The 21664-nt window shown below is 72.2% G+C and carries 23 protein-coding genes; 13 read left to right on the top strand and 10 right to left on the bottom strand.

The window, feature by feature from the left end; genetic code table 11:
* Positions 1 to 181 precede the first annotated feature (181 nt).
* Together ACSNN8_RS20035 and ACSNN8_RS20030 are read left to right on the top strand one after the other, a co-directional pair.
* The gene (locus ACSNN8_RS20035) at positions 182 to 1228 is read left to right on the top strand and encodes a calcium-binding protein (RefSeq protein WP_436650792.1); all 1047 of its coding nucleotides are present in this window, start codon (positions 182 to 184) and stop codon (positions 1226 to 1228) included.
* On the top strand, positions 1126 to 1482 hold the full coding sequence (locus ACSNN8_RS20030; protein WP_436650878.1) for a GNAT family N-acetyltransferase: 357 nt from the start codon (positions 1126 to 1128) through the stop codon (positions 1480 to 1482). The genes ACSNN8_RS20035 and ACSNN8_RS20030 overlap by 103 nt, the downstream gene beginning before the upstream one ends.
* A gap of 3 nt (positions 1483 to 1485) precedes the next feature.
* Here ACSNN8_RS20030 and ACSNN8_RS20025 read toward each other — a convergent pair whose 3' ends face one another.
* Positions 1486 to 3696 carry a putative bifunctional diguanylate cyclase/phosphodiesterase gene (locus ACSNN8_RS20025; protein WP_436650791.1) on the bottom strand — a complete coding sequence of 737 codons (2211 nt, stop codon included), beginning with the start codon at positions 3694 to 3696 and terminating at the stop codon, positions 1486 to 1488.
* Between the two features lie 112 nt (positions 3697 to 3808).
* Between ACSNN8_RS20025 and ACSNN8_RS20020 the strand changes: the two genes are divergently transcribed.
* From ACSNN8_RS20020 to ACSNN8_RS19975, 10 genes are all read left to right on the top strand, one after another.
* Positions 3809 to 4015 (top strand): hypothetical protein, encoded by a 207-nt coding sequence (locus ACSNN8_RS20020; protein WP_436650789.1) that lies wholly within the window; start codon positions 3809 to 3811, stop codon positions 4013 to 4015.
* A gap of 54 nt (positions 4016 to 4069) precedes the next feature.
* Positions 4070 to 5791 carry a YncE family protein gene (locus ACSNN8_RS20015; RefSeq protein ID WP_436650788.1) on the top strand — a complete coding sequence of 574 codons (1722 nt, stop codon included), beginning with the start codon at positions 4070 to 4072 and terminating at the stop codon, positions 5789 to 5791.
* Between the two features lie 17 nt (positions 5792 to 5808).
* Positions 5809 to 6366: a sigma-70 family RNA polymerase sigma factor gene (locus ACSNN8_RS20010; protein ID WP_436650787.1), complete on the top strand. Its 558-nt coding sequence runs from the start codon at positions 5809 to 5811 to the stop codon at positions 6364 to 6366.
* On the top strand, positions 6363 to 7058 hold the full coding sequence (locus tag ACSNN8_RS20005; protein ID WP_436650786.1) for an anti-sigma factor family protein: 696 nt from the start codon (positions 6363 to 6365) through the stop codon (positions 7056 to 7058). Before ACSNN8_RS20010 ends, ACSNN8_RS20005 begins: the two co-directional genes overlap by 4 nt.
* A 29-nt stretch (positions 7059 to 7087) precedes the next feature.
* On the top strand, positions 7088 to 8299 hold the full coding sequence (locus tag ACSNN8_RS20000; protein WP_436650785.1) for a TIR domain-containing protein: 1212 nt from the start codon (positions 7088 to 7090) through the stop codon (positions 8297 to 8299).
* A 73-nt stretch (positions 8300 to 8372) separates the two neighbouring features.
* A complete protein-coding gene (locus ACSNN8_RS19995; protein WP_436650784.1) occupies positions 8373 to 9560 on the top strand; it encodes a tetratricopeptide repeat protein in 1188 nt (395 codons plus the stop codon).
* A 22-nt stretch (positions 9561 to 9582) separates the two neighbouring features.
* Complete coding sequence (locus ACSNN8_RS19990; protein ID WP_436650783.1) at positions 9583 to 10443, top strand: ABC transporter permease; 861 nt, start codon at positions 9583 to 9585, stop codon at positions 10441 to 10443.
* A gap of 11 nt (positions 10444 to 10454) precedes the next feature.
* Entirely contained in the window at positions 10455 to 11483 is a 1029-nt protein-coding gene (locus ACSNN8_RS19985; protein ID WP_436650782.1) for a taurine ABC transporter substrate-binding protein, read from the top strand.
* Entirely contained in the window at positions 11470 to 12231 is a 762-nt protein-coding gene (locus ACSNN8_RS19980; RefSeq protein ID WP_436650781.1) for an ABC transporter ATP-binding protein, read from the top strand. Before ACSNN8_RS19985 ends, ACSNN8_RS19980 begins: the two co-directional genes overlap by 14 nt.
* The gene (locus tag ACSNN8_RS19975; protein WP_436650780.1) at positions 12228 to 13061 is read left to right on the top strand and encodes a TauD/TfdA dioxygenase family protein; all 834 of its coding nucleotides are present in this window, start codon (positions 12228 to 12230) and stop codon (positions 13059 to 13061) included. The genes ACSNN8_RS19980 and ACSNN8_RS19975 overlap by 4 nt, the downstream gene beginning before the upstream one ends.
* Here the strand turns inward: ACSNN8_RS19975 and ACSNN8_RS19970 are convergent.
* Positions 13058 to 13867, bottom strand: coding sequence for a tetratricopeptide repeat protein (locus ACSNN8_RS19970; protein ID WP_436650779.1), 810 nt, complete (start codon positions 13865 to 13867; stop codon positions 13058 to 13060). The two genes, ACSNN8_RS19975 and ACSNN8_RS19970, sit on opposite strands and share 4 nt — an antisense overlap.
* A gap of 34 nt (positions 13868 to 13901) precedes the next feature.
* Entirely contained in the window at positions 13902 to 14876 is a 975-nt protein-coding gene (locus tag ACSNN8_RS19965) for an SDR family NAD(P)-dependent oxidoreductase (RefSeq protein ID WP_436650778.1), read from the bottom strand.
* Positions 14877 to 15013: 137 nt separating this feature from the next.
* Here ACSNN8_RS19965 and ACSNN8_RS19960 point away from each other — a divergent pair, with 137 nt between their 5' ends.
* Complete coding sequence (locus ACSNN8_RS19960) at positions 15014 to 15973, top strand: hypothetical protein (RefSeq protein ID WP_436650777.1); 960 nt, start codon at positions 15014 to 15016, stop codon at positions 15971 to 15973.
* Here the strand turns inward: ACSNN8_RS19960 and ACSNN8_RS19955 are convergent.
* The 7 genes from ACSNN8_RS19955 to ACSNN8_RS19925 all read right to left on the bottom strand — a co-directional run bounded on the left by ACSNN8_RS19955 (position 15970) and on the right by ACSNN8_RS19925 (position 21566).
* The gene (locus tag ACSNN8_RS19955) at positions 15970 to 16272 is read right to left on the bottom strand and encodes a hypothetical protein (RefSeq protein WP_436650776.1); all 303 of its coding nucleotides are present in this window, start codon (positions 16270 to 16272) and stop codon (positions 15970 to 15972) included. The genes ACSNN8_RS19960 and ACSNN8_RS19955 overlap by 4 nt on opposite strands.
* 355 nt (positions 16273 to 16627) lie before the next feature.
* Entirely contained in the window at positions 16628 to 16870 is a 243-nt protein-coding gene (locus ACSNN8_RS19950) for a hypothetical protein (RefSeq protein WP_436650775.1), read from the bottom strand.
* A 157-nt stretch (positions 16871 to 17027) separates the two neighbouring features.
* Positions 17028 to 17792 (bottom strand): SDR family NAD(P)-dependent oxidoreductase, encoded by a 765-nt coding sequence (locus ACSNN8_RS19945; RefSeq protein ID WP_436650774.1) that lies wholly within the window; start codon positions 17790 to 17792, stop codon positions 17028 to 17030.
* A gap of 266 nt (positions 17793 to 18058) precedes the next feature.
* Entirely contained in the window at positions 18059 to 18844 is a 786-nt protein-coding gene (locus ACSNN8_RS19940; protein WP_436650773.1) for an SOS response-associated peptidase, read from the bottom strand.
* Between the two features lie 122 nt (positions 18845 to 18966).
* On the bottom strand, positions 18967 to 19374 hold the full coding sequence (locus ACSNN8_RS19935) for a hypothetical protein (RefSeq protein WP_436650772.1): 408 nt from the start codon (positions 19372 to 19374) through the stop codon (positions 18967 to 18969).
* A gap of 571 nt (positions 19375 to 19945) precedes the next feature.
* Positions 19946 to 20296, bottom strand: a complete 351-nt coding sequence (locus tag ACSNN8_RS19930; RefSeq protein ID WP_436650771.1) for a hypothetical protein — start codon at positions 20294 to 20296, stop codon at positions 19946 to 19948.
* 361 nt (positions 20297 to 20657) lie between these two features.
* Positions 20658 to 21566, bottom strand: coding sequence for an IS5 family transposase (locus ACSNN8_RS19925; RefSeq protein ID WP_436649504.1), 909 nt, complete (start codon positions 21564 to 21566; stop codon positions 20658 to 20660).
* Positions 21567 to 21664: the final 98 nt, after the last annotated feature.

Below are 21664 nucleotides of genomic sequence, written 5' to 3'. Positions count from 1 at the left end.
AGGCGCGGTGACGATCTCGTGCATGGCAAGGGATTGTCGCATGTCGATCCGCCGACGCCGTTCCGGAGACCCAGGCGACCGTAGAAGGAGGACGGCGCGTTGGCGATGGACCTGACGGGCAGTCTTGACCGGGCGACAGGGCCGTTCCTTCCGGCAGGATCTCTGGCTTGACTGCACACCTATGAGAGTCCGACTGACCGCTGCGGCAGCGACGCTGCTCGTGGCCGCCGCCGCCGCAATGGTCGCCGGCCCGGCCTTCGCCGCCACCCGGGCGAGCTGCCCGGTGCGGGCGACCGTCTACGGGACGACCGGCGACGACATCATCTCCGGCACGGCCGGCGCCGACACCATCTGCACCGGCGCGGGCAACGACGTCGTCCTCGGCAAGGGCGGAGCCGATCGGATCTACACCGGCCCGGGCAACGACCGCATCACCACGACCGGCCCGGCCCGGGCCAGCATCTTCGCGGGCTCGGGCGCCGACACCATCACCGCCGGGCCGGGCGACGAGCTGATCTACAGCGACAACCCCACCACCGGCCTGCGGGACAGAACCGACACCGGAACCGACGGCAACGACCTGGTGGACGCCGGCGCCGGCAGCGAGTCCATCACCGCGGGCGGCGGCAACGACCTGATCCTCACCGGCGGCGGTGGCGGCGCAAAACCCGCCCTGACCAGCGAGTTCGTGCACGCCGGCGCGGGCAACGACGTCATCCTGTCGGACTTTCGCAACCCGGTGGGCTTCGAGGAGATCCACGGGGAGGCGGGCTCCGACCTCATCTGGCCCAACCCGATCCGGCTCAACCCGCTCGGCAGCCACGCCGTCGGCGGCGGCGGCAAGGACGTCGTCATCCTGCTCAACGGGCTCCCCGACGGTGCGCACATGGGCGACCTGGGCACCACCGCCACCTTCCCGCTCGGAAGGTTGTGCTCGGTCACCGTCCCCCTGCCGACGGACCCCCGGCCGGGTGACTCCGGCAAGCTCGGCTGCAAGCTGCCGGTCAACGTGAAGATCCCGGGGCTGGTCAACGGGCTCACGCTGGGCGTCAGCATCGACGCCAACGGCAAACGCAAGAGCACGGTCAGCGTGCAACCGTCGGCGCAGCTCGCCACCGCGCAGGCCTGGCGGGACACGGTCCGGGGCACCTTCCCCGTCGAGACCTGCATCTGCGATCCGAAGCTGCCCGGCTGGGCGTCGATCCTGGGCGACACCGTCTACAACTGAGCGCCTGCGAAGATCGCAGCCATGCTGATTCGCGAGGCGTGCTGGCCGCCTGGCGCGGCCGCGGCGTCGCTTCGGCGCTGCTCGACGCGGTGATCGACCTGGCCGGGCAACGCGGCGTGCCCGGGCTGAGCCTCAGCGTCGAGGACGGCAACGCTGCCCGCCGTCTCTATGAGCGGGCCGGCTTCCAGGTGGTCGGCCGCACCGGCGGCTCCGACACCATGCTGCTGCGTCTCGGCCGGGAGCAGCGCGGCTGACCCTCACCCGGCGATCGCCGCGGACAGGGCGAAATCCGGGTCGGCGACCGGCCGCCCGAAGTGGTAGCCCTGCAGCAGGCGGTACCCCAGCCGGTGCAGCGCCTCGGCCTGGGCCGCGGTCTCGACGCCCTCGGCGACCGCGGCCAGGCCCAGCCCGGAGCTGACCTGGAACAGTGCCTCGGCGATGACGGTGTGACGGCCGGCCTCGGTGATGTTGTCGACGAACGACTTGTCCACCTTGAGGATGTCCACGGGGACGGTCTGCAGCAGGCCCAGCGACGAGTGGCCGGTGCCGAAGTCGTCCAGGGCGATCCGGACGCCCAGCGCGCGCAGCTCGTGCAGGGCGACCACGGCCTGGCCGCCCTCGAAGACGGCGGTCTCGGTGACCTCGACGGCCAGGCAGGAGGCGGGTAGCCCGCTCTCGGCGAGCGCGGCCGCTACCGTGGCGGCGAAGTGCGGGCGGGCGAGCTGTCGGGCCGAGACGTTGACGCTGACCCGGTCGGGTGCGGCCTCGCCCAGCTCGGCACGCCACGCCGCGAGGCGGTGGCAGGCGGTGCGCAGGATCCACTCGCCGAGCTCGACGATCAGGCCGTTGCGCTCGGCGACGGGGATGAACGCGGCGGGGCTGACCAGCCCGCGGGTGGGGTGCTCCCAGCGGACCAGCGCCTCGACGGCGGCGACGCGGCCGCGCGGCAGCTCGACGATGGGCTGGTAGACGACGCGGAACTGGTCGTTGTCGAGCGCCGTACGGATCTCCGCGCCGAGGCGGACGTGCTCGCCGGCTCGTTCGTCGAGCGCGGGCGTCCAGCGCCGTACGGGCTCGCCGGTGTGCTTGGCCGCGTACATCGCGGACTCGGCCTGACGCATGACCTCGACCGGGCTGAGGCCCGCCCCGCCGGCCAGGCCGATCGCGACGCCCACGTACAGCTCGTGGCCGCCCGCCATGACGGGTGCGCTCAGGGTGCCGGCCAGCGCGGCGGCGACCTCGCGGGCCTGCTCGGCGCTCGCGTCGGCGAACAGCACGGCGAACTCGTCGCCGCCCAGCCGCGCGACCAGGCACGACGACGGCGCCGCGGCGGACAGGCGGCCGGCGAGGGTCTCCAGCACCCGGTCGCCGATCGGGCGGCCCAGCTCGTCGTTGACGTTCTTGAAGCCGTTCAGCCCGAGCAGCGCCATCTGCGGGCGGCCCGCGGCCAGCGCCTCGTCCAGCGCCACCTCGAAGTGGCGGCGGCTCGCCAGGCCGGTGAGCGTGTCCTGCATAGCGGCGCGGGACAGCTCGGCGGACTGGCGGCGCACCTCGAACACGAAACCGGACATCCGGGCGACGACCAGCAGGACCAGGGCGCCCGCGCCGATCGCGACCGAGACGCGGCCGACCAGGTCGGAGCCGACGCTGGGCACCAGCAGCAGCGCGGGGGCGAGCAGCGCGAAGATGCCGAACAGCACGAGCCGGCCGGGGCCGACGCGCGCGGACTCGCGGCCGGTGGCGGGCGGCGCGGCCATCGACGGGTGCAGCGCCGCGGCGCCCCACAGGACGTACGAGAGCAGGAACATCGGGTCGGTGGGGTGGGTGCTGGCCGTGGAGTAGAGCGGGATGACGGAGAACGCGGTGTCCGCGGCCAGCATCATCGTCAGGGCGGCCACCAGCAGGTGCACGCTGAGCGTGCGGGCGCCGCCGCTGGTGAACAGCCGGGCCAGCAGGGCGATCAGCAGCACGTCGGCGACCGGGTACGCGACCGTGACGACGCGCTCGATCAGCGACGCGGCCGAGCCGGCGGCCACCGGGTGCAGCACGAAGATGAAGAACACCAGCCCCAGGCCGGTCGCCACGATCGCGGCGTCGATGAGGTCGCCGGTGGAGCTGCGGTGCTGCCGCACGAGCAGCAGCAGACCCGTCGCGAGCATCGGGTACGAGCCGAGGTAGAACGCGTCGGCGAGGGACGGGTACGGCGACAGGTGCAGCACGGCGTCGTAGATGGCGTACGTGATGTCGCCGAGCACGAAGGTGATCTGGCCGGCGGCGAACCAGTGCCACATCGCCGGGCGGCGCGGCCGGTGCAGCCGGGTGCCCGCCACGATCGCCAGCGCGGTCAGCAGACCGATGGCGTCGTAGGCGGCGCTCGCCTGCAGGCTGCCCTCGGGCAGCAGGTACTGACCCGCGACCGCGATGACGCCGGCCGCGAGCCACCAGATCCAGAGCCTTCCGTGCCTCACGTCCGGTCATCGGCGCGCCGGGGGAGAACTTGAGCCCCAGCGACGCGGTTCACTGAGGGCCGGCGCCATGATCGGCTTGAACCGGGGCGCGGCGGCGTCCGTACCACCGCGCATGTGGGATGACGGACGGTTGCTGGCAGCGCTCGCCGCGCTGCCCGCCGAGGCCTTCGTCGAGGGCCCGGCCGACGACGACGACGACGAGCTGAGATGGCGCCGTACGGCCAGACGCCTGCGGCAGGAACTGGGGGCGGCGCCACGCCCGGCGAGCGGGGGTGGGCTCGCCCCGGTCGTGCCGCTGCGGCCTCACCCGGCCGACTGACCCGATCTTCCGCCGGTTGACCGGTCGCCGCATGATGGGCGCGGTGAGAAGACGATGACCGACCACCTGCCACCGGGGCTCGCCGGGCGGCTCGGCGACCCCGACCGCGACGTGCGGCTCGCCGCCGTGGCCGACCTGCGCGAGCTGGCGGGCGGCGCGGACCGCGACGCCGCCGTGGCCGCCCGGGCCGCGCTCGTGCGGCTGGCCACCGACGACAGCCGCCAGGTGGGCGAGGCCGCCGGCGCGGCGCTGGCCGCGACCTCGATCGCGCTCGACCCGCCCCGGGTCGACTTCGGCGCCGTCCCGCCCGGCACGCCGCGTCTGGCCGCCGCGGTCCGCATCCACGGCTCCCCGATGGCGCTGGCCTCGGGGCTGCGCGTCACCGGGACGGGGCTGCGGGCCCGCATCGCCGGCGACCAGCTGCAGGTGCAGTGGCTGCCCGGCGCCGGCCCGCTGACCGGCATGGTGTCGCTCGACGGCCCGGCCGGGGCCGCGGACCTGCCGGTGACCGGCCACGTCGCCGCGGTGCCGCTGGCCGGCGCGGCGGCCGAGGCCCGGCGCAGCGCCGTCGCCGGTCTGGGCAGCCTCCAGTCCTCGCTGCCGCCGCCGGACCCGGTCCGCGCCGCCGGCCCCGCCGGGCGTCGCAGGGGCGTCGGCCTGGTCGTCGCGGCGGCCACCGCGGTCGTCGTGCTCGCCGGCACCGGCATCGCCGCGGCCGTCACCTCCCGCGACGAGGCCCGCCCCGCCCCGGCCCCGGCCGCCCGCGACGGCGCAAAACGGGCCGGCGCGGCCCCGGCCGCCTCCCGCGACGGCGCAGAACGGGCCGGCTCGGCCGGGGACGCCGGCGCCCGCACCTCCGTCGCCCCGCGGCTGACCAGCCTCGACGAGCCCACCGTCGCCGGGACCATCCGGGTGGGCGACGAGCCCGAGGGCGTGGCGGTCTCGCCGGACAGCCGCACGCTCTACGTCGCCAACCAGAGCGAGCGGGTCCTGTCGGTGGTCGACCTCGCCTCCCGCGCTGTCCGGTCCGTGCCGCTGCGCAACACGCCGCGCTTCGTGGCCGTCTCGCGCGACGGCGCGCGGGTGTTCGTCTCGATGTACGAGGACGACCTCAGCGGCAGCGGCGTGGCCGTCCTGGACGCCCGGCGCCTGATCGCCCTGCAGTACCTGCGGACGGGCGTGCAGCCGTACGCCCTCTCGGTCGCCCCCGACGGACGGCTGTGGGTGCCGATCCACGGCGGCCGCAACGTCGAGATCTACGCCGCCGACGGGCGCACGCTCGCCGGGCGGGTGTTCGTGCCGCAGAACCCGCACGCCGTCGCGTTCGACGCGGACGGGCAGCGCGCCTTCACGCCCGACCACGAGTCGAGCACGGTGTCGGCCATCGACATGCGCACCGACCGGCGGATCCGCTCGATCCCGGTCAGCGCGGCGCCGCACAGCCTGGCCGTGTCCCCCGACGGGCGTACGGTCGTGGTGGCCTGCTTCCGGGCGAACGCGGTCGACGTCGTCGACGCGGTCACCCTGCGGCGGCGCGGGCCCTTCCCGGTCGGCACGAAACCGCAGGCCGCGGCGTTCGCCACCGACGGCGGGCACGCGTACGCGGTCAACGAGGGCAGCAACTCGGTGTCGGTCCTGGATCCGCGCACCGGCCGGGTCACCGCTACCGTGCCGGTGGGGCGCAGCCCGCGGACCATGGCCGTCGCCCCGGACGGGCGGTTCGCGTACGTGTCCAACGGCGACGACGACACGGTCACGATCGTGCGGGTCGGCTGAGGCGGGGGAGGACCGGAATGGCTTCGTGGTCGCGCAGGCGCGAGAGCAGCGCCGACGAGGTGCTCATCCGCCGGCTCTACAACGAGCACGGCGGGGCGCTGCTGGCGTACGCGACCCGGCTCATGGGGGACCGCGCGCTGGGCGAGGACGTGGTGCAGGAGACGCTGATCAGGGCGTGGCGCAACCCCGGCGCGCTGACCGAGGACAAGGGCTCGGTGCGCGGCTACCTGTTCACCATCACCCGCAACATCGCCATCGACCGGCACCGCGCGCGCCAAGCCCGGCCCGCCGAGGTGGCCGAGACCGTCAGCAGCACGGCGGTCTCGGGCGACCACGCCGACGCGGTGGTCGACTCGATGGTCGTGCTGGGCGCGATGGGCAAGCTCTCCGACGAGCACCAGCAGGTGCTGCGCGCGATCTACTTCCAGGGCCGCACGGTCGACGAGGCCGCGGAGTCGCTCGGCGTGCCCGCGGGCACGATCAAGTCGCGCAGCTACTACGCGCTGCGCCGATTGCGGGAGGCGATCGCCGAGCAACCGCCGGGCCGGGTCGTCGCGGAGGGGGCAGCGGGATGAGCGAGCACGAGAACGAGCTGCTCGGCGCGTACGTCCTGGGGGTGCTCGACCCGCAGGAGCGGGCCGGGGTGCAGAGCCACCTCGACGGCTGCCCGCAGTGCCGGCGCGAGCTCGGCGAGTTGCGCGAGATCGAGGCCGTGCTGGGCGAGCTGCCGCCCGAGGCGCTGGTCGAGGGCCCGCCCGAAGGTGGTGACCTGCTGCTGCAGCGCACCCTGCGGCAGGTGTCGCAGGAGCGGACCAACAGCGACCGCGTACGCCGGACGGTCTGGCTGGCCGCGGCCGCCGTCGCAGCCGTCGCGGTCCTGGGCGGCGGCGCACTGCTCGGCCGCAGCACGGCGCCGTCGCGCCCCGCGGTCGAGGCCGCCCCCGCTGCCACGCTGCCCGCCGACGCCCGTACGGCCACCGCCACCGACGCCTCCACCGGCGCCACCATGACCGTCGCCGTCGTCCCCGCCGCCGGGTGGGTGCGCGTGCACGCCGAGGTCAGCGGCGTCGCCGCGGGCCAGCAGTGCCGCCTCTACGTGATCGCCCAGGACGGCTCGCGCCGCGAGGCCGGCAGCTGGCTGGTCTCGAAGAAGGCCGAGGCCGAGGGCGGCTCGGTCGACGGCGCGGCCCTGGTGACCCCCGACGACGTGGCCGCCGTCCAGGTCGAGACGTTCGCCGGCCGCCCCCTGGTCACCGTGCCGGTCTGAGGTCCGCCGGACGGTCGACGACGCCTTCGGTGGAGGTGCTCCAGGTACACTTGCGAGGTCACAAACGGTGCGCCCTCTCCTCCGGATCGGCGGCGATCATCGACATGACGGCTCGCGTGCAGACGTCCTTCATCAGCTATTCCCGCCCTGACGTTCCGTGGGCCAGGTGGATCGGCTGGCAATTGGAAGCTGCCGGGTACCGCGTCATCCTGCAGGACTGGGATTTCTCCGGCGGCGACGTCTTCCTCGCCAAGATGAACGACGCTCTGCGTGATGCCGACCGGACGATTGTTCTGCTGTCTCGCAGTTATGCCGCGTCTCATTACTGTCGGCAGGAGTGGACCGCCGCCGTCCGAACGGAGGAGGACGGGAAGGCTCCGCTGCTCCCCTTCCGTGTCGAGGACTGCCCGGTTCAGGATCCGCTGCTGGCCAGCCGGGTTTATCTCGACCTGTTCGGCCTCAGCAGGCAGGACGCGCGCGACCTCGTGCTGGCCCAGGTGCGCGGTGCCGGACGCCCCCGCGCCGAGCCGCCTTTTCCGGGCGCCGAGCCGCCCTATCCGGCGACTGCCGCCGAAGAGCCTGCGCCGGTCGCCGTCGGGCATGTCCCGGCCGACTTCCCGATCTTCGGCCGCAGCGAGGAGGTCCAGCGTCTGGTCCGGCATCTGCTGGCGAAAACCAAGCGCCCCGTTCCGGTCATCGGCGGCCCGGGGATCGGCAAGACCGCGATCTGTGTGAAGGCGCTGCGGAACCCCCGAGTGGTCAAGCATTTCGGATCCCGGCGCTACTGGGTCCGGTGCAACGGCGCCCTGTCGGCCGAGGCGGTGCTGGCCATGCTCGCGACCAGCCTCAACGTACGGACCGGACCAGCGGACCCGCTTCCGCAGATCTGTGCGCTCCTGGAGAGGGCGCCGTCGGTCGTCGTGCTGGACAACGCCGACACGCCGTGGGAAGCGGACCCCGACGGCACCGAGGCATTGCTGCAACGCCTCGCCGCGGTCTCGGGGCTCGCTCTGGTGGCGTCGATCCGTGGCCGGCAAAGGCCTGACTACGTGCCCTGGCAGAAGCCGATCGAGGTGCGGCCACTGTCGCCACGGGACGGCCGCCGCTTGTTCCTCGACAAGGCGGGGCACGGCTTCGCCGACGATCCGCACCTCGACGAGATCATCGCGGCGCAGGACGGGTTGCCGCTGACCATCAGTCTGCTTGCCTGGCAAGCCCAGGGGGGAGTCCAACCTCGATGACCTCCGCGAGCGGTGGCTCAAGGAACGAGGCGAACAACTGCAGCGCGGTGGCCCGCACGAGGCGGACAGGCGGGTGTCGTTCGAGCTGTCGATCAACAGCAGCCGGACGACGCCGCAGGCACGTCGACTGCTCGCCCTGATCGGCGTGTTGCCCGACGGCGTCGCCCGTGGCGACCTGGACCTGCTGCTGCCCGGCGAGGGCGAGGACGCCGCACGCAGTCTGCGCCGGGTCGGCCTTGCCTCCACCGATAACGACCGTCTTCGCGTGCTGCAACCGATTTCCGATTATGTCTTCCGCAACTACCCGCCCGGGCGTGACGACCTTGCTCGAGCCGTCACGCTGTACCGGCGGCGGGGCGAGGACCTCGGCCGCCGGGCAGGCCAGGCCGGCGGCGCAGCCGCAGGCATGCTGCTCGCAGCTGAGATCGGCAACGTCGCAGCCATGCTGCGCCTCGGCCTGGACGACGACGATCCCGGGCCGAGCATCGATGCGGCGGTTTCCATCGCCTCGTTCATCCGCTTCTCGGGACTCGGGTCGACCGACATCCTGGCGTCCGCGGCCGAGGCGGCAGCCCGGATCGGTGATCGGCGACGCATGGCACACGTGTCGAGGTGCCGGGGCTACGTGGACTTCGTCCGTGCCCGCCTGAACGCCGCGAGGAGGCACTTCGACGCCGCCAACAAACACTTTCAGGCGATCGGCGACCTCGAGGGCTGGGCGGATTGCATCAAGGGCTCGGGACATGTGGCACGCGCCCAAGGTGAGCTGATGGTGGCTTGGACGTCCTACACCGAGGCCCGGAAACTCTTTGTGAGCAGCGGGAACGTCATCGGCGAGGCGGATGCCATAGCTGGACTCGCCGACGTCGATTTCGACGAAGGGCGTTTCGACGCGGCGGAGCAAGGCTACCGGCAGGCGCGCAAGCTCTACGAGCGTGGCGGACATGTGCGAGGTGTGGCCAACACCATCACCGACATCGGCTGGATCGCCTTGAAGCGGGGCGACCACCGCGCCGCCTCCGAGCGGCTGATGGAGGCCCGTCCGCTGTACGAGCAGGTCGGGCACCTGCACGGCGTGGCCAAGTGCGATCTCGGGCTCGCCCATGTCGCCCGGACCGACGGGCGCGAGGCCGAGGCGGAGGCGCTGTATCGGCAGGCGGAGCGGCTGTACCTGCGGGTGGGCGCGCGACGAGAGCAGGAGGCGGCGGCGCGCGCGCTCGCGGCTGTCCAGCAGGCGGGACGGTGGCTTCCTAAAACTTGATCGGTCGGGTAGGAATTGGCGCGTGACCACATCGCTCACCGCGCCGCCCGCTGCGCCGGCCGAATCCGCCGTGCGGCGGCGCTCCCCGCTGGCGCCCCGGGGTGACCGGCGGCGCCGGCTCGCGCTGCGGGTGCTGGCCCTCGTCGTTCTCTACGGCCTGTGGGAGCTCGCCGCGCGGACCACGCAGAACCCGACGTTCATCCCCTCGCCCGGCGCCGTCTGGCATCAGCTGATCGTCACCTCGACCGTGCACGACGGCATCCGCGGCTACAGCGGGCACCTGCTGATCGAGCACCTCGGGGTGAGCCTGCGCCGCATCCTGATCGGCTCGGCGATCGGCGTGGCCGGCGGCCTCGTGCTGGGCGTGCTGATGGGCGTGATCGGCTGGCTGCGGGTGGTCACCGAGCCGGTGGTCACGTTTGTGCGGGCGCTGCCGCCGCTGGCGTACTTCAGCCTGTTCATCATCTGGTTCGGCATCGACGAGACCCCGAAGCTGTGGCTGCTGTCGATCGCCGCGCTGCCGCCGGTCGCCGTGGCCACCGCCGCCGCGGTGCAGGGCGCGCCCACCGGGCTGGTCGAGGCCGCCCGGGCGCTGGGCGCGGGCCGCTGGGCGGTCATCCGGGACGTGACGCTGCCGAACGCGCTGCCGGAGATCTTCACCGGCATCCGGCTGGCGGTCGGCATCGCGTACAGCTCGGTCGTCGCGGCCGAGACCATCAACGGCGTCCCGGGCATCGGCGGCATGGTCCGCGACGCCCAGCGCTACTCGCAGACCGACGTCGTCGTGCTCGGGCTGTTCGCCATCGGCCTCTCCGGCCTGCTCATCGACGCCCTGCTGCGGACGGCCGAGAACCGGCTGATCCCGTGGCGGGGCCGTGCATAGATAGGATCGTTGTGCTCAAGAAGATCATTGCCGGACTCGCCCTGCTGTCGCTGGCCGCGTGCGGCAACGGCGCCGCCAGCGGGGGCGGCGGGGCGGCCGCCGACAAGAAGACGATCCGCATCGCGTACCAGGCGTTCCCGAGCGGCGACCTGATCGTCAAGAACCAGGGTCTGCTCGAGAAGGCGCTGCCGGACTACCAGATCACCTGGACGAAGTTCGACTCCGGCGCCAGCATCAACACCGCGTTCGTCGCCAAGAGCATCGACATCGCGGCCATCGGGTCCAGCCCGGTCGCGCGCGGCCTGTCGGCGCCGCTGAACATCCCGTACCAGGTCGCCTTCGTCCTCGACGTCGCCGGCGACAACGAGGCGCTGGTCGCCCGCAACGGCAGCGGCATCACCGACGTGGCCGGGCTCAAGGGCAAGAAGGTGGCCACGTCGTTCGCCTCCACCTCGCACTACAGCCTGCTCGCCGCGCTCGACAAGGCCGGCGTCGCCGAGAAGGACGTGAACATCGTCGACCTGGAGCCGCAGGACATCCAGGCGGCCTGGCAGCGCGGGGACCTCGACGCGGCCTACACGTGGCTGCCGACGCTCGCCGAGATCAAGAAGACCGGCAAGGTGCTCATCTCCAGCCGCCAGCTCGCCACGGCCGGCAAGCCCACCCTCGACCTCGGCGTGGTCACCACCGCGTTCATCGAGGCGCACCCCGAGGCCGTCGACGCGTGGCGCAAGGTGGAGGCCCAGGCGCTCGACCTGATCGCCTCGGACCCCGACGCCGCGGCCAAGGCCATCGGCACCGAGCTCAACCTCAGCCCCGCCGAGGCCAAGGACCAGATCTCGCAGGGCGTCTTCCTCAAGCCGGCCGACCTGGCCAGCGACGAGTGGCTGGGCACCGAGGGCAAGGTCGGCAAGCTCGCCGACAACCTGGTCAGCGCCGCCGAGTTCCTCAAGAACCAGCAGAAGATCGACGCCGTGCCGTCGCTCGCCGACGTGCAGAAGGCCGTCTACGTGAAGGGCCTGCCCGGTGTCCTCGGCTGAGCCCGCCATCGTCCTGGACGACGTCGAGCACCGCTACGGCGACGTCACCGCGGTCGGGCCGATCGGCCTGACCGTGCCCGAGGGCGAGTTCCTGGTGCTGGTCGGCGCGTCCGGCTGCGGCAAGAGCACGCTGCTGCGGCTGATCGCCGGGTTCGAGGAGCCGACCTTCGGGACCGTACGGGCGGCCGGCGAGCAGCCGGTGCCCGGGCGCGGCGCCGGCCTGGTCTTCCAGCAGCCGCGCCTGTTCCCGTGGCGCAGCGTCGGCGGCAACGTCGCGATGGCCCTCAAGTACGCGGGCCAGCAGGTGACCCCCGCGCGGGTGGACGAGCTGCTGGCCCGCGTGGGCCTGCACGACGTGGCCCGCCGCCGCACCTGGCAGATCAGCGGCGGCCAGCAGCAGCGCGTCGCCATCGCCCGCGCGCTGGCGGTGGACAACCCCCTGCTGCTGCTCGACGAGCCGTTCGCCGCGCTCGACGCGCTCACCCGCGAGCGGCTGCAGGAGGACCTGCGCCAGGTGAGCCACGAGACCGGGCGGACGTGTGTGTTCGTCACCCACAGCGTCGACGAGGCGGTCTTCCTCGGCAGCCGGGTCGTGGTGCTCACGCCGCGCCCCGGCCGGATCGCCCTCGACCTGCCGATCGGCCTGCCGCGCACCGGGCTCGCCCCGGACGAGATCCGCGGCCTGCCGGAGCTCGCCGCCCTGCGCGCCGAGGTAGGCGCCGCCGTACGGAACGAGGTGTCCGCATGATTCTCGACCAGCTGTCGCCGCACTTCGGCGCGATCGTCCACGGGATCGACCTGGCCAAGGCCTCCGACCAGGACATCGCCGACATCCGCGCCGCGCTCGTGGACCGCAAGGTGCTGTTCTTCCGCGACCAGGCGCTCGACGACGACACCCACGTGGCGCTCGGCCGGCGCATCGGCGAGCTCACGCCCTCGCACCCGGTGGTGGCCGGGGTCGACGAGGAACACCCCGAGGTGTACGCCCTGGACAGCGCGGACAACGGCTTCGCCGACGTGTGGCACACCGACGTGACGTTCGTGCGCCGCCCGCCGCTCGGCTCGATCCTGCGGGCCGTGACGCTGCCGCCGACCGGTGGCGACACCAACTGGGCCGATGCGCAGCTGGCGTACGACTCGCTGTCCGAGCCGGTGCGCGCCATGGTCGACCAGCTCACCGCCGTGCACGACGGCAACCGCGAGTTCGGCTACTACCTGGCCCAGCGCCGCGGCGGCCGCGGCAACGAGTGGGACGGCGAGGTCGTCACCAAGCTCGAGCCCATCGAGCACCCGGTGATCCGCGTGCACCCGGAGACAGGCCGCAAGGGCATCTTCGTCAACCCGGGCTTCACCTCGCACATCGTCGGGGTGTCGGAGTTCGAGAGCCGGGCCATCCTCGACCTGCTCTACGCCCACCTGACCAAGCCGGAGCACATCGTGCGGCACCGCTGGGCGCCGGGCGACGTGGCGATGTGGGACAACCGCAGCACCGCCCACTACGCCAACCGCGACTACGGCACCCAGCGCCGCGTCATGCACCGCATCACCCTGCGCGGCGACGAGCCGGTCGGCCCCTAGGGCTGGAACGCCTCCGCGCCCTTCGCCAGCCGCAGCCGGTCGTGCCGGCTCGGGGTCCGCGCGGCGACCGCGGCCAGCTCCTCGTGGCGGCCGTGCTTGGCCAGCAGGTGACCGAGGGCGGTGTACGCACGTGGGTCGCCGCCCTCGATCGCCTCGCGGATCAGCGCGAGCGCCTCGTCCGTGCGTCCCTGCTTCTCGACGGCGCGCACGAGGCGCGGGCGCAGGTGGTCGTGCCCGGCGGCGATCGCCTCGCGGTAGAACGCGATCGCCTCCTCGGTCCGGCCCGCCTCCTCCAGCGTCGGACCGAGGGTCCACGGGGCGATCCCGTCGTCCCCGGCCGCCAGCCGGTAGGCGGCGATCGCCTCCTCGATCGGGCCCAGCTTCGCGAGCACCTGGCCGAGCCCGCTGCCCGCGTGCGTGTCACCTGCCGCCATGGCGGCCCGGTAGGCCACCTCGGCCTCGTCGAGCCGCTCCATCGTCGCGAGCAGCGAGGCGAGGTTGTGGTGCGCGTGGGTCTCCCCGGCGGCGGCCGCTTGCTGCCAGGCCGCGAGGGCATCGGCGGGCAGCTCCGCCGACTCGTACATGCCGGCCCAAGCACTGTGCGGGCGGTCGTAACCGCGCTCGGCGACGGCCCGGCACTGCGCGCGGGCGTGGTCGAGATGGCCGTACTCGGCGAGGGTCTGCGCGATGAACGCGTGCGCCTCGAGATCATCGGGATCGGCGTCCGCGCGGAGCAGCACGAGCGCCTCGTCCACCCGCCCCTGCTGCAGGAGTTCGCAGGCGGTCTCGTACGGATCGTCGATCATGGACGCCACCTTAGGGGCAGATCCTGTTGCCGAGCTACCGCTCGAGCAGCTGCTCGCTGAGCTCCCACAGGCGGCGGGCCGAGTCCGGGTCGATCGAGTGCGAGGCGACGTCGGCGGTCGTGTACTCCGCGGTGACCGGGTCGTCGTTGACGGGCGAGATGTCGTTGTCCCACAGATAGACGCCGCCGATGCCGGCCAGCAGCGGGCTGGTCGCCGCGAACACGAGCGTGCTGGCGCCCTGCTGCGGGCTCTTCTGACCGCGCGCGGGGTCGATGATCGGGCGGCCGGCGTCGTCGATCAGGCCCTGGGCGCGCAGCGCGTCACGGCCCGCGGCGGCGTTGAGCGAGGTGCCGACGACGATGCCGGGGTGCACGGCGTAGCCGCGGATGCCCTCCGGGGCGTACCGGCGGTCGAGCTCGACGGCGAACAGCACGTTGGCGGTCTTCGACTGGGCGTACGCGGTCGTCGGGTCGTAGCCGGAGGTGAAGTGGGGATCGTCCCAGCGGATGCCGGCGAGCCGCTGCGCGCCGGAGGACACGGTGACCACGCGCCCGCCGTGCGCGGCACGCAGGGCGGGCAGCAGTGCCCGGGTCAGCTGGAAGTGGCCGAGGTGGTTGGTGGCGAACTGCACCTCGTAGCCGCGCGCGTCCACGGTGCGCCGGGCCGGCGCGGGCACCCCGGCGTTGTTGATCAGGATGTGCAGGGGCCGGGCCGACGCGAGCCAGGTCGTCGCGAACTCGTCGATCGATGCGGGGTCGAGCAGGTCGAGCCGGGCGAACCGCGCGCGGTCGATGCCGGCGATCGACCGGGCGGCGCGGTCCGGGTCGCGCGAGGCCACGGTAACCGATGCGCCGGCCTTGGTGAGGGCCCGGGTCGCCTCCAGCCCGACGCCCGCGTTGCCGCCGGTGACGATGACGTTGGTGTCGCTCAAGTCGATCCCGGCGAGCACGTCGTCGGCGGTTGCCGACGCGTCGAAACCGGTACCCAGCGGGTGCTGCTGCTGTGTCATGATGCTGTCGCCTCACGTCAAATGGAACTCTGTTCCGCTACGTTAACCGGAACGGCGTTCCGTTATCAAGGGCGGGAGCCGGATCAAGGGCGGGCACGTCGAAACAGCGGTCACGGCGACAACGCGGGGGAGTGGCGATGACGAGGCGGCGTCGGCTGGAACGGCTCGTGCTGGTGGGAGCTCTCGTGGGCCTGCAGGCCGGATGCGGCGCCGGCGCCGGGGCAGATGCCGCCGGGCCCGGGCCGTCGGCCGGCGCGTCGTACGCCGCCGAACCGAGGCCGTCGGTCAGCAGGCCGGGCCGCGCGGACAACGACCGCCGGCTGCGGGAACGGGCCCGGGTCGTGCTGGGCAACTACGAGAAGGCCCTCGTGGCGCGGCCGTTCATCCCGGTGGAAGGCGGCGACACCGACGTGATCGGCGCGGGCGGTGAGCGGCTCCAGCGGATCGCGGCGGCGGGTCGCCTGGAGGCGGGCGCAACCCTGCCACTGGCACCGCGGGAGACGGGGACGGTCGTGTGGCGCAGCGGCGATCCGCTGACCGTGCGGCTGCTCTCGGCGAGCCAGGCCCTCGCCCAGCTGCAGCTCACCAACCAGGCCGATTGCCAGGGCTGCCCCATCGTGAAGGTGATCGGCGCCCGGCTGACCACCATGCGCGCCATGACCACGCGGGGCGAGGCCACGGCTCCGGCGTGGGAGTACACGCTCGCGGGTTCGAAGTTGCGGGTGACCCGGGTGGCGTTCAAGGGCGGCAGCCCGCTGCGGGTCGATCCGCCGGCCGGTGACCCCGAGCGGATCCCCGAAGGCGCCGTGGCCGAGTCGGTGCACGTGCGGGGCACCCGGATGACCGTGAAGTTCACCGGCCCGCAGCGGGGCGCCGACCAGCCCTGCGGCGCTGACTACACGGCCGAGGCGGTCGAGTCCCGGAATGCGGTCGCGGTGCTGATCCGGGAGCAGCCCTACACCGGCGAGTACCCCGAGAACTACGGCTGCCTCGCGGTCGGCTACGCGCGGACGGCCACCGTGACGCTCGCGAAGCCGCTCGGCGGACGGGCCGTCCTCGAGGTGCAGCAGGGGCAGCCCGTCCTCAGCGTCCGCTAGGCAGCGGTCACCGGCACCTTCACCACGGCGTCGAAGCGGTAGCCGAGCGTGTTGAACTGCGCGATGTCGGGCTGGGTGTTGCCGCGGACGTCGGTGGCGCGGGCCTGCAGCACGTGGCTGCCCGCGGCCGGGCGCCAGTCGAGTTCCCAGCGCTGCCACGCGCCGTCGATCGACGGGCCCACCGGGCGGGCGCGGCGCCAGGTCGCGCCGCCGTCGGTGCTGACGTCGACGTGCCGGATGCGGCCCGCGGCCGACCACGAGCGGCCGGTGAGCCGCACCCGGGAGCCGGCCGGGAGCACCGCGCCGGGGTCGAGCTCGAACGCGCTCTTGATCGACTGGCGGTCGAACGGCTGCCCCTCGGCGGGGAAGTCCGGGCCGAAGAGCCGGTAGAACTGCGTGACCTAAAGCCGGAAATGGGCGGCGTCCACCGCACCCCCACTGAGCTGCATAAACGAGACGCAAAGATCCAGCACCTGGCGAGGTTTCTGCAAATTGGGGGCACCATGGGGGCGCAGGACCTGCTCTGGCGGCGTGTTGCAGCCCTTATCGGCCGGGCTAGATTAGCCGCCGCCCGGTCCGCCGGGCCTTCTGGGACTGGCGCCGCGAAGCTTTGGCGCCGGCTCCGAGGCGACCGACGCGACAAGCGCAACCAATTCAATCAGCGCGAGCGAGTCGATCGAGATGGCGACCGCAGCCCGAAGGATGATCGACCAGGCTGCGAACCGACGAGGGGGCCGAGCGGCGCGTAAGGCAGTGGCGCAGCCACCCGGATCTGTCGCCGCGCTTGTCGGCGGGCTCGATCAGTTCCAGGCCCCGGACGGCGCCGCGGCCGGCCTTGTTGACGGCGGTGAATGCCTTGCGGACCTGCAGCAGCGGGCAGTCGGTCCCGGTGATCAATTTCGGGGCGGCCTATTTGTCGGCTATGGCCGGGTCCAGCCATGCGTCGATGCGCTCGGGCGGCAGGATCACCGGGTGCGCTCGTTCGTGTCTCCGTTCAAGGACTCCGTGAACTTAACATTCTTGGTCGCACCGTCTCCGCCGGGACGAGTCGGGCTTAAGCGCGGCGCTCATCCAACTGGTTCCCGCCATCGACGACCAGGACCTGGCCGGTAATGTAGCCAGCCCTGGGCGAGACCAGAAATGCGACCGCTGCCGCCACCTCGTCGGGCCGTCCCGGTCGGCCCACCGGCGTCGCGGTGCCGGCCCGCAGTTCCTCCGGTGTGCTGGACGCGGTCGCGATCCAGCCCGGGGCGACGCTGTTGACGGTCACCCCATGCGGGCCACCCTCCAGCGCCCATGTTCGGGTGAGGCCGTCCATACCGGCCTTGGCTGCGGCGTAGGCGGACTGGCCGGGAACGCTGACGAACGGGCCGGTGACCGAGGAAATGTTCACGACCCGGCCGCGGCCACGTCTGATCATCCCAGGCATGACGAGGCGGGTCACGGTGAAGCAGGTGGTCAGCGTGATGGCGAGCTGCCGGTCGAACTCGTCCGGGTCGAGGTCGGTGAGCTCGGCGGATTCGTCGGCGTAGCCGGTCTGAGCCATGCCGGCATTGTTGACCAAGACGTCCAGCTCTCCCACTGCCGCGTGCACGTCGTCGATCAGCCGGCGCGCTTGGTCCCGGTCGCGCAGATCGGCGATGAATCCGACCGTGCCGGCGCCGAGTTCCGCTGCGCGTTCGTGTATCCGGCCGGTGGTGGCGGTGAGCGCCACCCGTAAGCCCGCCGCCACCAGGTCCGCCGCGATGGCGAACCCGATGCCGTCTGGGCTGCCGGCGCCGGTCACCAGCGCTGCGGATACCCGGTCGTCGTGTGCCATCGCAGTCACCGTACTACCCAGCTCCGCGCGGGCTCGCAGCCGGTGAGAGAGAGCCGGAACGGTCGACGGGCCACACGCAGGGGCAACAGCATTCGTCCGGCGGAAGGCGCTTCATGGCGTATCCGTTTCAGCCGACGAAAGCGCGCGTCGCGTCCGTGAGGTCGTTCGGACACGGCCCGCGCGGCGTGCTCGTCGAGGAGATGTCCGCCCATCACGCCGCTCCGGGTGGCACCCGGCTGGGCAGGGCGGTGGCGGGCACACAGCGGTCAGGCCGGTTGCAACTGCAGTACCGTGTCGCCCTGCTCGTCGACGGGCTCGATCAGCTCGGGGCCGCGGGCGGCGCCGCGGCCGGTCTTGTTGACCGCGGTGGACACCGCGCGGACCTGCAGCGGGGCGTAGTCGATGCCGGTGATCAGTTCGTGGGCGGCTTGTTTGTCGGTCAGTGCCGGGTCGAGCCAGGCGTCGATGCGCTCGGGCGGGAGGATCACCGGGGTGCGCTCGTTCATCTCGCCGGCCAGCCAGGTGGCGTGGTGGGTGATGATCGCCGCGGACCACAGCCAGCGGTCGGGGTCGTCGGCGTCTTTGTCGGGGTCGGCCCATTTCTCGTACAGCCCGGCGAACGACAGCATGCCGCCGGCGGGGTGCACGTAGTAGGGCTGTTTGTAGGCGTTGCCGTCGGCGTCCTGACCGGTGAGCCATTCGTAGTAACCGGTGGCCGGGATGATCGCGCGGTGCCTGGCGAACGGGCCGCGCCACGACGGTGCGGTGGCGAGCCGGTCGGCGCGGGCGTTGTGCAACGACGGCATCCGCTTGGCTTTGCCGGTCTTCGGGTCGGTGCCGGGCTTAAACCAGAACGGTACGAGCCCCCACCGCATGGCCCGGACCTCGCGCACGTCCCGGTCGCCGTCGTGGCGTTGCACGACGGTGTAGACCTTGGTGGTCGGGGCGACGTTCCAGGACGGCGCCAGCTCGACACCGTCACCCGGGCCGTCGGCGTGGTACAGCTGCTGCAGGTCGGGTCGGCGAGCTGACGACGCGTACCGACCGCACATGATGCCTCCTTGTTCTTCCGCCCGGCATCGACGGTATCCGACGGTGGTCACACCGTGCCGCAGGCGCGAGCTGGGCCCGCACGTCGGGGCCGGATTGTGCGTCGCCGCGGAGTTGGTGGCGGCTAGATGTCGCCGGTGTCCATGTCCAGTTTCTCGTTGGTGGGCACGTGGCTTGGCGGGCTGCGGTATATGCCGCCCGGCGTGGGCGGTAGCTGCTCGCCCGGCGGGCGGGGCAGTGCGGGCATGGGCACGGGCGTGTACGGAGCTGATCTGTTAACGGCTGCCCGTTCGCGACGGGGGGCGGCGGCCTCAGTGACGCTGCCGTCATCGCGGGGCGCCCGCGCGGCGGTGCCGGGCTGCATCGCCCGTTCAGGGGCGGGCTGGGCCGGTAGTGGGTGGGCCTGGGCGAGCGCGCCGAGCATGGTGAGATGGGCGACCGTTGCAGCGTCGAGGTCGTCGAAGCCGTCGTAGAGGTGTTCGGCATCGCTCAGGTAGCCCTCGGCGCGGGCACGGTGCTGTTCGGGGGTCATGCCCCAGCAAACCAAGGCGGAACGGCCGTCGTCCAGCGCGTGTCTGTGGTTGCTGCCCGGCGGCAAGCCGGCCGTTACGACGGTGATGTTGTCGGGACTTGCACTGGTTAGGACTCGCTCAACGCGAGCGGTGTTGATATTGCTGGGCCCGGACGACGGCGGATCGCTTGGGGAGAACCGCACGAAGTAGGCCGCCGCCCGGTACGGGCATCAGTGTATGGGTGAATTACACCGGTGGCGGCCAGGCGCGAACGCTCAAGCAGACGGCGACGGGGTGACCGACATGGTGGTCGCCGCGGGCGGGGCTGCGCCGCCCGCCACGCATTGAAGCTTCCCGGCATGCAGGAACGGGCACTGGCCGAGTCGCGGCGGAGCGAACGCATCACCTTGGGTGATTCGCCGCGACGTCTTGCCGACACTCACACGCTCAAGCTGACCCTGGGGCGGCATGAAGGTGACGGCCGCGCCCAATTGCCGAAGTCGCGCGAGTTACGTTCAACGCCACTGGTCGAACTAACGGCGGCGACGGTTAGTCGCCGTCCATGTCCAGGCGCTCGTTGGCCGGAATTTGTCAATCTCCCGCCGAATAGGGCAGGGTGTCGTCATCGTCCGGCGGGAGCGTCATGCGGAAACCGTCCCGGTCGGCGGGCGGCTGGTAGGTGCCGCGCCCGCCCAGCCTGCCGGTCGGCAGGGCGACATCGTCGGAGGTGGGCCTGTGCGCCTGGCGCGGGCCGCTTCCACCGGCCGCCGGGTGCACCGCCAGGGTGGCGTGGGCCTGGGCGAGCGAGCCGATCGCTCGGATCTCGGCGAGGATCGCCTCTCTCGCACCATCGTCCACCTCGTGGCGCTCAACGGCTGTGTACAGCCCGCCGGCGCGATTGAGTATTTCCTCGGCGCGGGCGCGGTGCTCATCAGGAGTCATGCCTGCGAGTCAACCGCCCGCCCACGGCGTCGTCTACCCGCGCCAGCAGTGCATGGGTCCGGGCGGGCAGCGTCAAGCCGTGCAACTGCGCAATCCGATGCCCTCATGTCGAAATGCCGGGGAGAGCGGGCGCCATCTCGTCCTTGTCAAGCTCCTCCACATGAGCCGCCAGGGCGGCCTTCGCCTGGTGCCGCGCGGGGGTCGCGGGTGAGATTGCAGCGACGTGGATGTCGTTCGTTGACACGCCTGCCAGCTCTGTCGCCGGCATGGCCGCCGGGACGAGCCTCGTCGCCAAGAGCGTGTCCACGGTGATTGCGGCAGCCGTTCCGGTCGTCAGGCTGAGGTGGGTAACCGGGCCGAGCTAGGGCGCGTCTCGAAGTGCGTGTAGCCACTCGTTGATCGCGGTGATGTGCAGGGTGGCTTCGTAGCGGACGGCAAGTTTGTCGAAGCGGGTCGCGACTGCGCGGTGTCGTTTGAGGCGGTTGATGCCGCACTCGACGGCGTGGCGTTGCCGGTAGAGCTGAGCGTCGAATGCGGGTGGGCGCCCACCGCGTGAGCCTTTGGCCAAGCGGTGGGCGTCCTGGTCTGTCTTGCTCGGGATGCAGGCCCTGATCCCGCGTCGACGCAGGTAGCCCCGGTTCGCGCGTGAGGTGTAGGCCCGATCCGCCAGGACCAGGTCAGGGCGCACCCGTGGGCGGCCAGGCCCGCAGCGTGGCACCCGGATACCGGCGAGCACAGGCGCGAACTGCGGGCTGTCACCACGGTGGCCCGCGGTCAGCAGCATCGACAACGGCTTACCACCTTGCTCGCAGGCCAGATGCAACTTCGTGGTCCAGCCACCGCGTGAACGTCCTAGAGCATGATCGGTCGGCTCCGGTCTGACCCCGCCGGCGGGTTCACGCTGAACATCGCTACGGGCTCCGGCTGCGTGTTGATGGGCCCGGGCGATGGTCGAGTCCACGCTGACATCCCAGGTGATCAGACCAGCGGCATCCGCGCGGGCCTGCAGTCTGGTCACGATCTGCGCCCAGATCCCGGCGCGCTGCCAGCGCCGAAACACTGCATAGACCGCCTGCCACGAGCCGTAACAGTCTGGCACATCACGCCACGGCGCCCCCGTGCGTACTCGCCAGCGGATCCCGTCGATCAGTTGCCGTTTCGTCCATCGCGACGGCCGACCTGACCGCTTCGGCGCAGGCAGCAACGCCGCCAGCAGCGCCCACTGTGCGTCGGTCAGATCGAACCGCCTCGTCACCGCTAAGGTGGCCACGAGGTCTCCGGTATTCAAGGTTCTTCTTCGTCGATGAACCCTTTACCGGAGACCTCTTCGTCTATCGATGATCAACACACCCACTTCGAGACGCGCCC

The sequence above is a fragment of the Actinoplanes sp. URMC 104 genome (assembly GCF_051386375.1).
Lineage (GTDB): Bacteria > Actinomycetota > Actinomycetes > Mycobacteriales > Micromonosporaceae > Actinoplanes.
This window is presented reverse-complemented; position numbering and strand designations above follow the sequence as displayed.

What these genes read in the sequence shown, in the direction of transcription:
- ACSNN8_RS20035 (WP_436650792.1), top strand. Translation starts at nt 182, where the DNA reads ATGAGAGTCCGACTGACCGCTGCGGCAGCGACGCTGCTCGTGGCCGCC.
- ACSNN8_RS20015 (WP_436650788.1), top strand. Translation starts at nt 4,070, where the DNA reads ATGACCGACCACCTGCCACCGGGGCTCGCCGGGCGGCTCGGCGACCCC.
- ACSNN8_RS19935 (WP_436650772.1), bottom strand. Translation starts at nt 19,374, where the DNA reads ATGACCCCCGAACAGCACCGTGCCCGCGCCGAGGGCTACCTGAGCGAT.
- ACSNN8_RS19960 (WP_436650777.1), top strand. Translation starts at nt 15,014, where the DNA reads ATGACGAGGCGGCGTCGGCTGGAACGGCTCGTGCTGGTGGGAGCTCTC.
- ACSNN8_RS20005 (WP_436650786.1), top strand. Translation starts at nt 6,363, where the DNA reads ATGAGCGAGCACGAGAACGAGCTGCTCGGCGCGTACGTCCTGGGGGTG.
- ACSNN8_RS19930 (WP_436650771.1), bottom strand. Translation starts at nt 20,296, where the DNA reads ATGACTCCTGATGAGCACCGCGCCCGCGCCGAGGAAATACTCAATCGC.
- ACSNN8_RS19965 (WP_436650778.1), bottom strand. Translation starts at nt 14,876, where the DNA reads ATGACACAGCAGCAGCACCCGCTGGGTACCGGTTTCGACGCGTCGGCA.
- ACSNN8_RS20020 (WP_436650789.1), top strand. Translation starts at nt 3,809, where the DNA reads ATGTGGGATGACGGACGGTTGCTGGCAGCGCTCGCCGCGCTGCCCGCC.
- ACSNN8_RS19940 (WP_436650773.1), bottom strand. Translation starts at nt 18,844, where the DNA reads ATGTGCGGTCGGTACGCGTCGTCAGCTCGCCGACCCGACCTGCAGCAG.
- ACSNN8_RS19945 (WP_436650774.1), bottom strand. Translation starts at nt 17,792, where the DNA reads ATGGCACACGACGACCGGGTATCCGCAGCGCTGGTGACCGGCGCCGGC.
- ACSNN8_RS19975 (WP_436650780.1), top strand. Translation starts at nt 12,228, where the DNA reads ATGATTCTCGACCAGCTGTCGCCGCACTTCGGCGCGATCGTCCACGGG.
- ACSNN8_RS20010 (WP_436650787.1), top strand. Translation starts at nt 5,809, where the DNA reads ATGGCTTCGTGGTCGCGCAGGCGCGAGAGCAGCGCCGACGAGGTGCTC.
- ACSNN8_RS19970 (WP_436650779.1), bottom strand. Translation starts at nt 13,867, where the DNA reads ATGATCGACGATCCGTACGAGACCGCCTGCGAACTCCTGCAGCAGGGG.